Origin of the sequence: Pseudobutyrivibrio xylanivorans DSM 14809, from assembly GCF_900141825.1 — a bacterium.
In the GTDB taxonomy this organism is placed as follows: domain Bacteria; phylum Bacillota; class Clostridia; order Lachnospirales; family Lachnospiraceae; genus Pseudobutyrivibrio; species Pseudobutyrivibrio xylanivorans.
Genome location: NZ_FQYQ01000005.1, coordinates 13,165 through 27,317, shown reverse-complemented (window position 1 = coordinate 27,317; position 14,153 = coordinate 13,165). Strand labels below are relative to the sequence as shown.

At 38.0% G+C, this 14,153-nt stretch carries 10 protein-coding genes; 9 read left to right on the top strand and 1 reads right to left on the bottom strand.

Annotation, left to right across the window (positions count from 1 at the left end):
- Positions 1 to 10 precede the first annotated feature (10 nt).
- Positions 11 to 2,938, top strand: a complete 2,928-nt coding sequence (locus tag BUA88_RS05035; RefSeq protein ID WP_072913548.1) for a glycoside hydrolase family 3 protein — start codon at positions 11 to 13, stop codon at positions 2,936 to 2,938.
- Positions 2,939 to 2,988: 50 nt separating this feature from the next.
- Here BUA88_RS05035 and BUA88_RS05030 read toward each other — a convergent pair whose 3' ends face one another.
- Positions 2,989 to 4,077, bottom strand: a complete 1,089-nt coding sequence (locus BUA88_RS05030) for an HD-GYP domain-containing protein (protein ID WP_072913546.1) — start codon at positions 4,075 to 4,077, stop codon at positions 2,989 to 2,991.
- A 204-nt stretch (positions 4,078 to 4,281) separates the two neighbouring features.
- Between BUA88_RS05030 and BUA88_RS05025 the strand changes: the two genes are divergently transcribed.
- From BUA88_RS05025 to BUA88_RS04990, 8 genes are all read left to right on the top strand, one after another.
- Entirely contained in the window at positions 4,282 to 5,298 is a 1,017-nt protein-coding gene (locus BUA88_RS05025) for a glycosyltransferase family 2 protein (protein ID WP_072913544.1), read from the top strand.
- Between the two features lie 239 nt (positions 5,299 to 5,537).
- Positions 5,538 to 5,750: a hypothetical protein gene (locus BUA88_RS05020; RefSeq protein ID WP_072913542.1), complete on the top strand. Its 213-nt coding sequence runs from the start codon at positions 5,538 to 5,540 to the stop codon at positions 5,748 to 5,750.
- Position 5,751: 1 nt separating this feature from the next.
- Positions 5,752 to 6,081: a hypothetical protein gene (locus tag BUA88_RS05015; RefSeq protein WP_072913539.1), complete on the top strand. Its 330-nt coding sequence runs from the start codon at positions 5,752 to 5,754 to the stop codon at positions 6,079 to 6,081.
- 211 nt (positions 6,082 to 6,292) lie between these two features.
- On the top strand, positions 6,293 to 9,874 hold the full coding sequence (locus BUA88_RS05010; protein ID WP_083572403.1) for a SpaA isopeptide-forming pilin-related protein: 3,582 nt from the start codon (positions 6,293 to 6,295) through the stop codon (positions 9,872 to 9,874).
- A gap of 13 nt (positions 9,875 to 9,887) precedes the next feature.
- Complete coding sequence (locus BUA88_RS05005) at positions 9,888 to 11,297, top strand: SpaA isopeptide-forming pilin-related protein (RefSeq protein ID WP_072913533.1); 1,410 nt, start codon at positions 9,888 to 9,890, stop codon at positions 11,295 to 11,297.
- Positions 11,298 to 11,498: 201 nt separating this feature from the next.
- On the top strand, positions 11,499 to 12,392 hold the full coding sequence (locus BUA88_RS05000; protein ID WP_072914051.1) for a class C sortase: 894 nt from the start codon (positions 11,499 to 11,501) through the stop codon (positions 12,390 to 12,392).
- Positions 12,373 to 13,266, top strand: a complete 894-nt coding sequence (locus BUA88_RS04995; protein WP_072913529.1) for a class C sortase — start codon at positions 12,373 to 12,375, stop codon at positions 13,264 to 13,266. The genes BUA88_RS05000 and BUA88_RS04995 overlap by 20 nt, the downstream gene beginning before the upstream one ends.
- 4 nt (positions 13,267 to 13,270) lie before the next feature.
- Positions 13,271 to 14,107: a hypothetical protein gene (locus tag BUA88_RS04990; protein ID WP_072913526.1), complete on the top strand. Its 837-nt coding sequence runs from the start codon at positions 13,271 to 13,273 to the stop codon at positions 14,105 to 14,107.
- Positions 14,108 to 14,153 lie beyond the last annotated feature (46 nt).

Sequence of the window (14,153 nt, the reverse complement as noted above, 5' to 3'; positions counted from 1 at the left end):
AGAAGAAAGAATGTTATCTATCAACATCTCGGACGTAATTGCCGTCCTGGAGCAGATTAAAGTACAGCTCACAATTATCGGTGTAGTACTTGCTCTTGCAATTATTTGCACTATCGCGGTGCTTAAGGTTAAGAAGCCACTTAGAGGTTTCATTAGAAAGCAGGCTTGGCTTGCAGTTTTACTTACATTGGTTATCGTGGTTTCAAACATTTTATTGTCACCACTTTACTCAATGGTAAATATGGCCATGGGTGGTGGAACAATCTCAGAAGAGGCCATTGAAGAGGCAAAGGGACTTTGTACAGAAATCGCAGAGGAAGGTATTGTTCTTTTAAAGAATGATGACAAGGCACTTCCACTTGAAAGCGGTGCAAAGGTTAACGTATTTGGCTGGTCTTCAACAAACCCAATCTACGGTGGTACAGGTTCAGGCGCTCTTTCAGCAGCTTATCCTACAGTAGATTTCCTTACAGGACTTACTGATGCAGGTATCGAGTACAACCAGGATCTTGTAGATTTCTACACAGGTTGGAGAACAGAAAGACCTACAGTAGGTATGATGGGACAGGATTGGACAATTCCTGAACCAAAGGTTTCAGAGTATGGTAGCCTCATTACTGATGCTAAGAACTTCTCTGATACAGCAATTTTCTATATCGCTCGTTCAGGTGGTGAAGGTGCAGACCTTCCAATGAGCTATGATGGAGCAGACACATTCTCTACAGAGGGTATGTTTGGTGCTTCTGGTGTTCGTTACTCAGACCAGGCAGATGATTTAGATGCATCTAAGTCTTATCTTGAGATTTCAAACAGAGAGAAGGCTCTCCTTGATGAAGTTACAGCAAACTTTGATAAAGTAATCTTAGTTGTTAACTCAGCTAACGCTATGGAGCTTGGCTTCGTAAATGATTACTCACAGATTAAGTCAGTTCTTTACTGCCCAGGTACAGGTCAGACAGGTTTTGACGGACTTGGCGAGATTATTGCGGGTAAGGTAAATCCTTCAGGAAAGACAGCAGATACATTTGTAGCTGACCTTTTTTCAACACCAACAGCAAACAACTTTGGTGATTTCGATTACACAAATATGTCTGAGTTTGGATATGAGAATATGTTCGCTGAGGGCGGCATGTCTTATCCAACATTCGTTAACTACGTAGAGGGCATCTATGTTGGTTACAGATTCTATGAGACAGCTTTCGCTGAGGCAGAGGCTGGCAACATGGAATTCGACTATGACAGCACAGTTGTATATCCATTTGGTTATGGACTTTCTTATACAACTTTCAAGCAGGAAATGGGTGCTGTTTCTACAGATGGCAAGACAGTTTCCTTTGACGTAACAGTTACAAATACTGGTGATGTTGCTGGTAAGGATGTTGTAGAGGTTTACTACAAACCTCCATATACAAACGGTGGCATCGAGAAGTCTGCAGCAAACCTTATCGAGTTTGCAAAGACTAGCACACTTGAGCCAGGTGCTTCTGAGACAATCTCAGTTTCATTCGCACTTGAGGATATGGCTTCATACGACACAGACGGTGAAGGCTGCTATGTACTTGAAGCTGGTGATTATGAGATTTCTATCAACTCAGATTCACACAACAAGATTGCTACAGACAAGGTTACAGTAGCATCTACAGTAGTTTATGACGAGTCTAACAAGAGAGAGTCTGACCAGGTTGCAGCAACAAATCAGTTTGATTTTGCAAAGGGCGAGAACTTCGAGTACCTTTCAAGAGCAGATGGATTTGCTAACTACGACGTAGCAACAGCAGCTCCTACATCATTTGAGATGGGAGATGAGCTTAAGGCTACATATTTCAACGAGACAAATTACGATCCAACAGATTACAACAATGATTCAGATGCTATGCCTACAACAGGTGCTGACAATGGCGTTCAGCTTGCAGACCTTCGTGGTGTAGATTATGACGATGCTAAGTGGGATGAGCTTCTTGACGAGCTTACAGCTGCAGATATGAACACTCTTATCGCACTTGGTGGATATGAGACTTCAGCAGTTGATTCGATCGGCAAGGTTATGACATACGATTGTGATGGTCCTGCTTCAATCAACAACAACTTTACAGGTCAGGGTTCTATCGGTTTCCCAGCAGCAGTTATGATTGCTTGCACATGGAACAAGGATTTAGCTCACGCATTTGGTGATTCAATCGGTCAGATGGCTGATGAAATGGATGTATCTGGTTGGTATGCTCCAGCTACAAACACACACAGAAGCGCATTTGCAGGACGTAACTTTGAGTACTACTCAGAGGATGGTGTTCTTGCAGGTTGGATGTGTGCAAACGCTGTACAGGGTGCTAGAGAGCACGGTGTATACTCTTACGTAAAGCACTTTGCTACAAATGATCAGGAGACAAACCGTACAGGATTCCTTTGCACATGGCTTAATGAGCAGTCTCTCCGTGAGATTTACTTAAAGTCATTTGAGATTACATTTAAGAACTCTAACCCAGCTGCAACAATGGTTGCATTCAACAACATTGGTACAATTCCAGCAGAGGCTTGCTCACCACTTCTTAACACAGTACTTCGTGGCGAGTGGGGATTCAGAGGTCTTGCTGAAACAGATTACTTTGGTGGCTATGGTTACCAGGATTCAGACAGAATGATTAGAAACGGTTGCGACCTTATGCTTGCAACTTATGAGACTCCACAGTCTACAGTTACTGATCAGGAATCTGCAACTTCATTAATCGCTATGAGACAGGCTTCAAAGAACATTCTTTACACAGTTGTAAACAGCCGTGCATACGATACAGAGGTTAGCACTGGTGCACCTACATGGGTTAAGATTCTTTACGCTGTAGATGCTCTTCTTATCGCACTTATTGCATTCCTTGAGTATCGTGCTATTAAGACATACTTAAAGAAGAAGAAAGAGACAGAACCTACAGTAGAAGCTGAATAATAGGTAAAATTTAAGGGGCTCGCATTTGCGAGCCCCTTTTCTAATGCTTATTAAGCAACGATTACAGTAGCTAAATAATCGTGATTAGTAGCTAAATCCACCACTAACTTCTTTGTAATTGACTTAATGATTGGACGGAGAGGATAAGCACGATTCTGCTTAAGCACTACAGCCTGATCTCCATTACTAAGTGTTACTGTAGATCCATTTGGATAAATGTTTACAATTGAAAGGAATGCCTTGAAATACTCCTTATTGAACTTATTGCTCATTGTAAACATAATCTCGATTGCCTGAGCAGGAGTCTTGGCATCCTTATATGAGCGCTTAGTAACCAGTGCATCATAAACATCAACAATGGAGATTATCTCAGCCATTTTTCCAATCTGAGACCCACGTAAGCCTCTTGGATAACCAGTACCATCTACATTTTCATGATGGTTAAGAATACCCTGACGAATTTCTTCTGTTATGCTTGTGGTATCTCGTAATATGTTATAGCCATGTACAGGATGAGTTTTTATAACGATGAACTCATCATCTGTAAGGCGTGATGGCTTATTGAGTACTTCATTAGGTATTTTTTCCTTGCCAATATCGTGGAGCAAACCTGCAACTGTAATATCTCTTACAAACTCGCTTGATTCACCAAGTGCTTTTGCTAAAACACCAGCCATTGTACCAACATCTACAGAATGCTTGTATGTATATTCGTCACAAACTTTTAGTTTTGAAAGGTTAATGGAAAGTTCTTTTGAATTATCTATTATTTCGCAAACCTTATTACCAAGCTCTTTAACACCGCTTGTAAGACCTTCAACATCTTCAAGGTTAGAGTAGAGCATAGACAATGACTCAACTGCATATTGCTTGAAAGAATCTTCAAATTCAATAGAGTAGTCTTCATCTGGTTTAAGGTTATTTATGTAGGTGTTATATTTTGATGTTTCATCTGAAGTACCTTCACATGAAACAATAGCGTGAATTCTTCCTTTGTAATGAGAAAGAGAATCAATCATCTTTTGATCCATGATTGTCATCTTTGGGCAAAGAAGTGCACCTGTATCGGTAAAAATATCGGATTCTGTGATACATCCCGTAGGAAGATCAGAGATAAAACCGTCGATTTCTTTTGTCATAATCATCCCCTATTATTTAGAACAAATAATATATTTAACAGAAACTCAGTTATTATATATTGGTTTCTTTGAAAATTCAACAAGTATTATAACGATTTTGAAATTTTGTATAAGTTGAATACAATTCTAGAATTTGTTAAAATTAGTTGTTAAAAAGTGCATAAATCAAAGCAGATTTTGATGTTTTAAGGAGAATAAATAATAATGAAACTATTATCATTTGCAGTGCCATGCTACAATTCATCAGCATATATGGAACACTGCGTTGAGACACTTCTTCATGGTGGAGAGGATGTTGAAATCATAATCGTAGATGACGGAAGTCAAAAAGATAATACTGGAGAAATAGCAGACCGTCTTGCAGCGGAGCATCCTACTATTGTTAAGGCTGTTCATCAGGAAAACGGTGGTCATGGACAGGCCGTTAATACTGGTCTTAAGAATGCAACAGGTCTTTTCTTTAAGGTAGTGGATTCAGATGACTGGGTTGATTTGGAAGCATACGATAAGGTTTTAAAGGTTCTTCGACAGTCAGTTGAAAATGGAAAGAATCTGGATATGCTGGTTTCTAACTTCGTATATGATAAGGAAGGTGCTACTCATAAAAAGGTTATGTCATATTCAAACCTTCCTAAGAATACATATTTTACATGGGATGATTGCGGTCACTTTAGAAAGGGACAGTACATTCTCATGCATTCTGTAATTTATAGAACAAAGCTTTTGAGAGATTGTGGAATGGAACTTCCAAAGCATACATTCTATGTGGATAATCTCTATGTTTATTATCCACTTCCATATGTTAAGACTATGTATTATCTCGACGTGGATTTCTACCGTTACTTCATCGGTAGAGATGATCAGTCAGTAAACGAGAAGGTTATGATTTCTCGTATTGATCAGCAGATTAGAGTTAATAAGCTTATGCTTGAGGCTTATGATTATAAGAATATTAAAAACTCCCATGTTAGAAAGTACATGTTCAATTATTTGGAGATGATTACTGTTATTTCCACAGTGCTTCTTATGAAGAGTGGTACAAAGGAGCATCAGCAGAAGCGCCACGATTTATGGAAATATATTAAGTCTTACGATTATTACCTCTATCGTAAGCTTCGCTACGGATTTATGTGTGCTACCACCAATCTTCCTGGCCACGGTGGACGAGTGGTTTCTGTCACAGCATATAAGATTGCTCAGAAGATAGTAGGCTTTAATTAATCATCAAGATTAATTAACCGTTAAACTAATCGTTATAGAAACATAGTTTTCGAACAATATATCGGATAACATACAATACTCAGACAATAGCTCTGAGTATTATTTTTTGCCAAAAAATAGTTTATTTTGCCATACATCTATCTTTCGTTTATTAAGTGATTTAGCATAACATTTGGGGGCATAGTTATGCCATTATTTCTGTGATATTACAAATATAAAAGTAGAATAGGAGAACAGAAATGGATGAGTTACTAGATGGGACAACCATGGAACCTGAAAATAGTGTAGTAGATATGGTTGTGGTTGAAGATGCAAATACACCACTTTCAGGGTCTAATAAAGATAGTTCGATTTTACCATCAGCAATTTGTAGTTTTGTATTTGTTGTTGGTATGTGTTTAGTCTTTTGGTATGTTGCATATAATATAAACAGAAAGAGAAAGGCGGACTAATATGAAAATGATACATAGATTATTAGGAATCTGCATATCTTTTGGGGTGGTTTGTGCGTTATTGGTTGCAATACAAATAACTGCCAGTGCTACAGACAATTCAGTTAGAGAAGATGCAGCCGTTAGTACAGTTGTAGAAAATAGTGATACTACTATGGAAGAGGAAATAACTATTCCTGAAACAGAAACTCCTTTGAGAATTAGTACAACTGAAAATGGAAACTCTCCTATTATAAGTAGAGTGGTATTAACGGTTACAGTTCTCACTCTGATTGTTTTAATTTTGATCGCTATTACAAGTCATATAGTACGTAGAAGAAATTATAAATAGAGAATAACTGAAAATCATGTGTTTTTAATAACCTAGTCCACAACGGACTAGGTTATTTTTTGCCAAAAATGTTCAGTTGTTGCCACAGGCTTTATTTTATGAATGAAAAATCATATCATACTTCTCGGACACAAAAAGGACACAAAATGAAAACGGTTTATTCACATTTAGTATCCTTTATGCGGCTAGTTATTTAAGGAGTTAGAAGTTAATGAAAAAGTATCCTATCCTAAGGAGATTACTTTGCTGTAGTCTTTCGGTAGCGATGCTGTTCTCCACCCAGGTAGCGGTATATGCTGCTGAAATAGATGGAGGGGACCCTGGTCCGGAGATAATAAGCAACACCGAATTTAGTAATTCACAAACGAGCAATACCAATTCCGAAGATATATCAACTAATCTAAGCAATACTCAAAATAATTCTGAAGAAGTTAGTTCAAAAAACAAGAATTCCAGTGAAGAAGAAAATATACCAGAAAGTTTGGATGACGATAGTCAAGAAGTTTCTGACGAAAAAGAAGTAGAGACTGAAAATTCTAATGCAAAAGAAAAAGAGACTAGTGCGGAAGTCTCAAAGGACAAAACATTCAATGTAAAAAAGGGAGATTTTTATATAACAGCTTTTGTTCCAGAAGGAACATTTGATGCGGATGTTGAGTTCAAGGCAGATAGAATAAACCTTTCTACTTCTGAGCAGAAACTTGTCAGCGATGCTGTTGATAATGCAGAAGTGGAAGACTATTACGCATTTGATCTTCGCTTTGAGGCGGACGGCGAAGAGATTGAGCCAAGGGAGGGCTCGAGCGTAAAGATTTCTATTGAATCATCTTCAATAAGTGCAAATGCGGTAGTACATATTAAAGATGATAATACAGCGGAAGAAGTTAAGTCTGACATCAAAGAAGATAAGATTATCTTTGAGTCTGATAGTTTTTCAACTTATGTTGTTACAGAGGCTATTGAAAAGCTTAATGATGGAAATACTCTGTACAGCAACACATTGTATGGTTCTGCAGAGGTTCTAAACAAGGAATACAATTTCATAAAAGGAACTAATGAAGAAAATGGTGCAAACAAAGGCAGAATTGCCTTTAGAATCTATCAGCAAAACAATGAGAATTATACACCATATGAAATCGCTCCTCACGATAATGGCAGATGCTTTCAATATGGATCTGATAAAGCTGGAGATTTTACATTTAGATTCCAGGCGCCAGAAAACTATTATGTAGCCAAGGTTACATTATATGAAGACAATGGCACTGATTTTTATAAGAATTCAGCTCTGCAGACAGTAAATGTTGATGGATATAAGACTGATTGTGAGGTTACTCTTTATTTAAGAGGCATGGAAGGCGGCAACAAATTTGTTAACGCAGTTGTTGTTGATTTAGAGCCAATGCCATCTTTCTATGTTCCAGGCAAGAATCAATATGTAGAACATGCCACATTTGTAAATTTTATAAATGGAAATTTCTACGGAAAAGTTGCAGGCAATGAAAATAAAGTCTTTGGTGATCAGTTTATGTTTGGTAGTGGACAGACTGGTGCGGAAAGCAATCATTGTAGTTATGGTCAGGTATATCAGGGACTTGCAGCAAGTACTTTGACAAATGGCGTATTTAGATTGGCAAATGATAACGGAAAAACAGTATTTCCAAATTTTGATGCCTATAACTACGAAAAATGGGCTGCTAGTCAGCCTTGGCTATGGCATACAGATAAATATTCATACATAGATGAATACTATAACGATACATTAGTTCAGTTTGGACTTGATGAAGAAGGATACTGGACTTTGGATAGTAGTCAGTATAAGTATGTAACCAATTACGATTACAATTTACAAAAATATAAATTGGAGCCAACAGCTGGCTCTCAGTTTAGACCATTTAAGCCAAGAACGTATAAGAACAGTAAGGGTGAAGAATCACTTCATGAAGAGAATCACTTCGGAATGATACTTCCTATTAACTTCTGCGTTGCAGAAGATGGATTAACTGAAGAGGGTAAAGATACTATCTTTAAATTCTTTGGTGATGATGATGTTTTTGTATATGTAGATGGTCAGTTAGTGCTTGATCTTGGTGGTATTCACAACGCAGTTCGAGGTCAGATTAATTTTAGAACTGGCGATATCGTTATTCAGGGTGATAGAGAAAACCAGCTTACTTCATCATTAGCGGGTGATGATTCATGTTATGTAACATTAAATAATGGTTCTGTCGCAAAGGGAATTGGCACTACCAATTTATATGACCTTATTTCTGAAAATGATGTCTCTTCTTTCAGTAAGAAAGAGCACGTTCTTACAGTTGTATATTTTGAGCGTGGTGCCCACGAATCAAACTGTAAAATCAGCTACAACTTTACAAAGACTGAGACTAGAACAGCGGATTTTACAGGACTTAAGGTTGATGAGAATATGAAGGGACTCAAAAATGCCGAGTTCACTTTATACACAGATGAAGAATGCACAAATGTTGCAACTATGGGAATCGGTGTTCCAGCTGTTGTTACATCAGATGAGAACGGAACGATTAAGTTTACAGATCTTTCTGCTGGTGTTATCCCAAGAGGGAGTGATTCTGTAACTAAGACATATTATCTGAAAGAGACAAAAGCACCAGAGGAATACATGACTCCTGAAGGGGCTCTTTGGAAGCTTGAGCTTACAGCCTATTCTGATTCCAAAAAGGATTTTAGTAAAAAGCTTTATGCCCTTAATTCAGAGGCGGAGGCGTTGTCATTTGATATAAATGACAATAATGTCCATAAGTCATCTACTAATGTAAACAAAATAAAGAACAACCCACTTAAGTTTGCAAAGAAGCTTACTGTAAGCAAGAAGGTAACTTATGGAACGGATAAGTTACAGGATAATGATGCTCAGTATGTATTTGTAATAGAGCAGCTTGTTGGTAAAGTACGTACTGCAATGGCGAATCAGTCATTTAAGATTGGTGATAAGGAAACCAAAACCAATGAGTATGGACAGTTTGTATTAAAGGCTGGCGAGGTAGCAGTATTTGAGAACCTTATGGAGACTCAGTACCAAATAACTGAGACCTTCGTGCTTTCAAATAATGGCTATAAGCTTGAAAACTATGATACAAAAATCACTGTGGACAGTGATGATACAAAGGCTATTACCTATAAGCATGACGTTGAAGGTAATCGTTCTGTGCTTATAGATTTTGAATCAATCGGGGAAAATAAAGTTAAATCGGTAGCAAACGAAAAGGCCGCTGAGTTTGAAAATAATTTGGTAAAGGTGTTTGACTGGCAGCTGATTAAGATCAGCAAAACAAGCAGGTTAGCACTAATGGGAGCAGAGTTTACTCTTGTTTCCAAAGAAAAGGGTTCTACAGATAAGTACTACGGAAAGAGCGATGCTAACGGTGTGGTTCTTTGGTACAAATCTGTTAGTGATAGAGATAAAAACAGAAATCCTATTGAAGTATCAGTAGGAAGCTATACTCTTTCAGAAACCAAGGCTCCTGGCGGATATGCCAAGAGTGAGGATGTATGGCAGATAACCATCGATAGAGATAATGGTGTACAGGCATACATTTCTAATCCAGGCGATTTAGCTGGAAATACTGTTTATGAGGAACAGACCTTAGAAAACGGTGGTGTTCTCAAGACGGTTAAGCTTAGTTTTGAGAATGAAGTTTCATACACTCTTCCTAATACAGGAGGTAGTGGAATCCAATATTATACAATCGGCGGAATCCTACTATTACTTGTAGCAGCGCTGTTGTTATACAAAGACAAAAAGAAATACATTTAAGGAGAATTTTGAGATGAAGAATTTCAAGAAGGTTATCGCTCTTGCTTTAGCAGCGGTAATGATGATGGCAATGAGCATCACAGCTTTTGCAGCACCAGAAACAGGTAGTGCTACAATTAAAGTTACAAACATTTCAGAGAGAGATGATAAGACAGCACTTACTGTTTACCAGATTGCGTCTATTGATTCTAAGAAAAATGAAATCGTAGTAGCTGATTGGGCTAAGGCTGCTTACAATGAGAAGCTTCAGCCAAACTTTGATGCAACTGAACTTAATAATGCATTTGAGAAGGCTAATCCAAAGCCTTCAGTAGTAAAGACTGCTGAGTCAGTAAAAGGTGCAGATGTAGAGTTCAAAGGTCTTGCAGGTGGTGTTTACATGATTAAGGCTGTTGGTGATAAGGTACAGTACAACACAATGGTAGCGGTAGCTTACACAACAGATGTTAATGGTAACTATGTTGCTGAGACTAAAGCCATTGAAATCAAGGCTAAGGGTGCTACAAACATTCTTACAAAGGATTCAAATGATGGTCTTGTTAGAGCAGGACAGACTGTTAAGTTCACAATTACATCTACTGTTCCATACATGGCTAACAAGCAGAATAGAGAGTACAAGGTATTCGATAAGGAGACAAATCTTTCAGCTCCTACAAATGTAGAACTTAAGGTCGGAAATGCTGACGCAGTTAAGGCTTCTTTTGAATTAGTTTCAGAGAAGAATGGTTCAGCTCTTTATACTATGAATTTGTCTAATCTTATCACAGCAGATGATAGCAATGCTGGTAAGACAGTAGTTATCACATATGAAGCAACAGTTGTTGGTGTAGAAGGTTATGTTAACCAGGCATACGACAGCACATTTGAATTTGATTCAAACGGTGATCCAGTAAATCCACCAGAAGTATATGGTCATCCAGCATGCATTAAGTTTACAAAGTATGCAGAGGATGGAGTAACAATCCTTGAAGGTGCCGAGTTTGAGGTTAATAAGGGCAATGAAGCACTTTACTTTGTAGAAAAGTCAGTAGGTGTTTATCATCTTGCAGACGCATCTACAAAGGGTGCAACAAAGACTCTTAAAGCAACATATGGTGCAGTATTACTTCTTGGTCTTGATGAGGGAACATATCACTTCACAGAGACAAAGGCTCCAAAGGGATATTCAATCAATACAGCTGGCGAAGATGTTGTAATTGACGGAGAAAACTACTATAGCACAACACTTATCCATGTTAAGGAACTCAGTGAGCAGCAGAAGAAGGATTTAGAGAAGAACGCTTGGATGATCGATACAAAGCTTTCTTCACTTCCATTCACTGGCGGTATGGGTACAACAATCTTCACAGTATTTGGTGTAGCTCTTATGGCACTTGCATCAGCTCTTTACTTTGCAACAAAGAAAAAGGCTTCTGTAAACTAAATAGACACAAATTTGTGTTATGATGAATTATTCAGAGCTAAGTAAATTTTATATAGGAAATGAATGCTTGCATTCATTTTACTAATAAAATTTATTTGGTGAGAACCACACATGAGCAAAAGGAAAGCCTTTTTAAGCGATTTTGCGAATGTGTGCTGAATAATTCAGTTAACTAAAGCATCAAGGAGAGGTCAGGTGAAGATGAAAACTTTTTTTGCTAAGTATTTCAAATTAATCTTTATTGGAGCTTTGATGATAGCTGGCTTGTCCTTGCTGTTTTATCCTCTCGTGGCAAACATGTGGAATAATCATGTGCAGGCTACCCTTGTAAAGGGGTACACAGAGGCGGTATCTACGGCAATAGATGAAGGAACTATTAATGCTGAGGGAGAGCTTGAAAAAGCATATCAGTACAATGAAGACCTTCTTCCTAGTATCCTACCAGATTCTTTTGCGGAAGCAGAGGCTAATGGTGTGGATGAAAGATATATGAGCATTCTTAATGTAAATGGAGACGGAATAATGGGATATATTCAAATCCCTGCAATCAATATAAAGCTTCCGGTTTTCCATACTACAAACGAGGATGTACTACAGATAGGTGTTGGACATCTTCAGGGTTCATCACTTCCAGTTGGTGGACCAAGTACCCATTCGGTACTTTCGGCTCACAGAGGTCTGCCAAGTGCAACTCTTTTCACTGATTTAGATAAGGTTCGATTAGGGGATGATTTCTTCCTGATTATCATGGATGAATATTATGCCTACGAAGTGGATTCTATTAATGTTGTTGAACCAGATGATACAACACTTTTGGCAGTAGAAGACGGGCAGGATTTATGTACACTGATTACATGTACTCCATATGGTGTTAATACTCAGCGTCTTATGGTTAGAGGTCATAGGGTTGATTACACACCAGAGCTTTTGGAGGATGCCAGAACACCAGCATTTGGAGCAGTTAGTCTCCATACAAATTACCTACTTTGGGTAATCTTGGGATTGTTAACAGTAGCAGCTTTTATTTTGATATTGTATCTTTTCGATAGGCACCAAACTAAGAGGGCTGAAAAAATTGAAACAAAGGATAATTAAGGGATTAATTTTCATATTGTTTATAGTAGGAGCTGGTTCTTTAGCATATCCAACCATCTCTAATGAGTGGAACAACTATGTTCAAAGTCGACTCATAAATGATTATGAGACTTCAATAACAGAGATGACTGAGGAAGATTATTCCTCACAATGGGCAGCAGCCAGAGCCTTTAATGAAGGTATTGTAGAAAATGCCATAGGCACAGATGCTTTTAAAACTGGAGCAGATGGAAATGAAGTTATTCCTACAGAAGAATTCAAGGATTCTGAATATTATTCTGTTTTAAATCTAAATGGCGATGGAATAATGGCATACTTGTCTATTCCTAAGATAAATCTTAAGTTACCTATTATGCATGGTACTTTTGATGAATATATACAAAAGGCACTAGGGCATCTTAATGGCACGGCCCTTCCAATTGGCGGTCCTGGTACACATTCAGTTATTGTAGGCCACAGAGGTTTGCCAAATGCAGAGCTCTTTACCAATATAGACCAGCTTGAAGTTGGAGATAAGTTTTACATCCATGTGTTGGATGAAACATTAGCTTATGAAGTGGATGAAATAAATCCAATGATTGAGGCAGAAGACATAGATACTCTTGCTGACTTAATGAAGGTTGAGGCAGGAAAGGATCTTGTCACTTTGTTTACATGTACACCATACGGTGTAAACACACACAGATTGCTTGTGCGTGGCACCAGAGTTGAATATCTGGGAGAGGATGCGGTTCCTACAGGTGCAGAGGCAGTTGTTGAAACAGTTAAGAATTATTATTTGATTTTTGGTATAGCAGGATTTGCTGCTGCCATTATAATCATTACAATAATTAGAAGTATTTTTAAAAGGAAACAAACTATTAGGGAGCAATAATATCGTGAAGTTTTTTGGTATTAAGAAGAATATGTTGGCTTTTGCCCTTGTAGCAGTTATAGCTGCATGTTGCACAGGTACTATTGATGTTTGTGCAGCAGAATCAGTTAATACAGATGCAACAGTCACAATTACCGCTCAGGTTGGTAAGGATGATACATCAGTATTTGCTAAAAGCTTTGAGGGAACAGTTGATATTAATCTATATAAAATAGCTGTTGTTGATGAGACAGGTAATCCTATAATTTCTGATTCATACCAGAATTGCGGAATTGATATTTCGGTTTTAAACAATAGCCCAAAGGTTGCAGATATAGAGAAGAACATAGTTGAGCCAGCTGTTAAAGCTGCCAGCGGTAAGACTGCAGATGCAGTTATCACAGCCTCAAGAAAAGATGGCTCTATTTCAGGTCAGATTTCTATAGCAAACGGAGCTGGAATTTATCTTTACGTTCCACAGTCTGTTTCAGATGAAAAAAATAATTACAGTTTCGTGCCTTATATTATCTTTGCACCAACAAGCGATTATATTGTTAGTGGTGTTGCTGGAGCAGATGAAACCTGGAAGTATGATGTGAGCTTTATTATCAAGCCACAGGAAACTCCGATAATAGTTGAAATCCCTGATGATCCAACTCCAACTCACGGTGATGAAATCGTGCACTGGGGCGAGGATATTATCGAAATGGAATCGCCAGTGCCTTTATTTGGCGGAAATCCTAAGACAGGAGATTCGATTATTCCAATGCTTGCTTGTGGAATAGGACTTTTATTTGGATTAGGATTAATAGCATGGTATTTTAGTCTCTTAGGTAAAAATAAAAAGATAGTTGAAGAATAGTAATTGATTGACCGGTCATTTTGACCGGTCTTTTTATTTACAGCTT

Bases quoted from the DNA above. Each gene is read 5' to 3' on its own strand.
- BUA88_RS05035 (WP_072913548.1), top strand. From the start codon at position 11: ATGTTATCTATCAACATCTCGGACGTAATTGCCGTCCTGGAGCAGATT.
- BUA88_RS05030 (WP_072913546.1), bottom strand. From the start codon at position 4,077: ATGACAAAAGAAATCGACGGTTTTATCTCTGATCTTCCTACGGGATGT.
- BUA88_RS05025 (WP_072913544.1), top strand. From the start codon at position 4,282: ATGAAACTATTATCATTTGCAGTGCCATGCTACAATTCATCAGCATAT.
- BUA88_RS05020 (WP_072913542.1), top strand. From the start codon at position 5,538: ATGGATGAGTTACTAGATGGGACAACCATGGAACCTGAAAATAGTGTA.
- BUA88_RS05015 (WP_072913539.1), top strand. From the start codon at position 5,752: ATGAAAATGATACATAGATTATTAGGAATCTGCATATCTTTTGGGGTG.
- BUA88_RS05010 (WP_083572403.1), top strand. From the start codon at position 6,293: ATGAAAAAGTATCCTATCCTAAGGAGATTACTTTGCTGTAGTCTTTCG.
- BUA88_RS05005 (WP_072913533.1), top strand. From the start codon at position 9,888: ATGAAGAATTTCAAGAAGGTTATCGCTCTTGCTTTAGCAGCGGTAATG.
- BUA88_RS05000 (WP_072914051.1), top strand. From the start codon at position 11,499: ATGAAAACTTTTTTTGCTAAGTATTTCAAATTAATCTTTATTGGAGCT.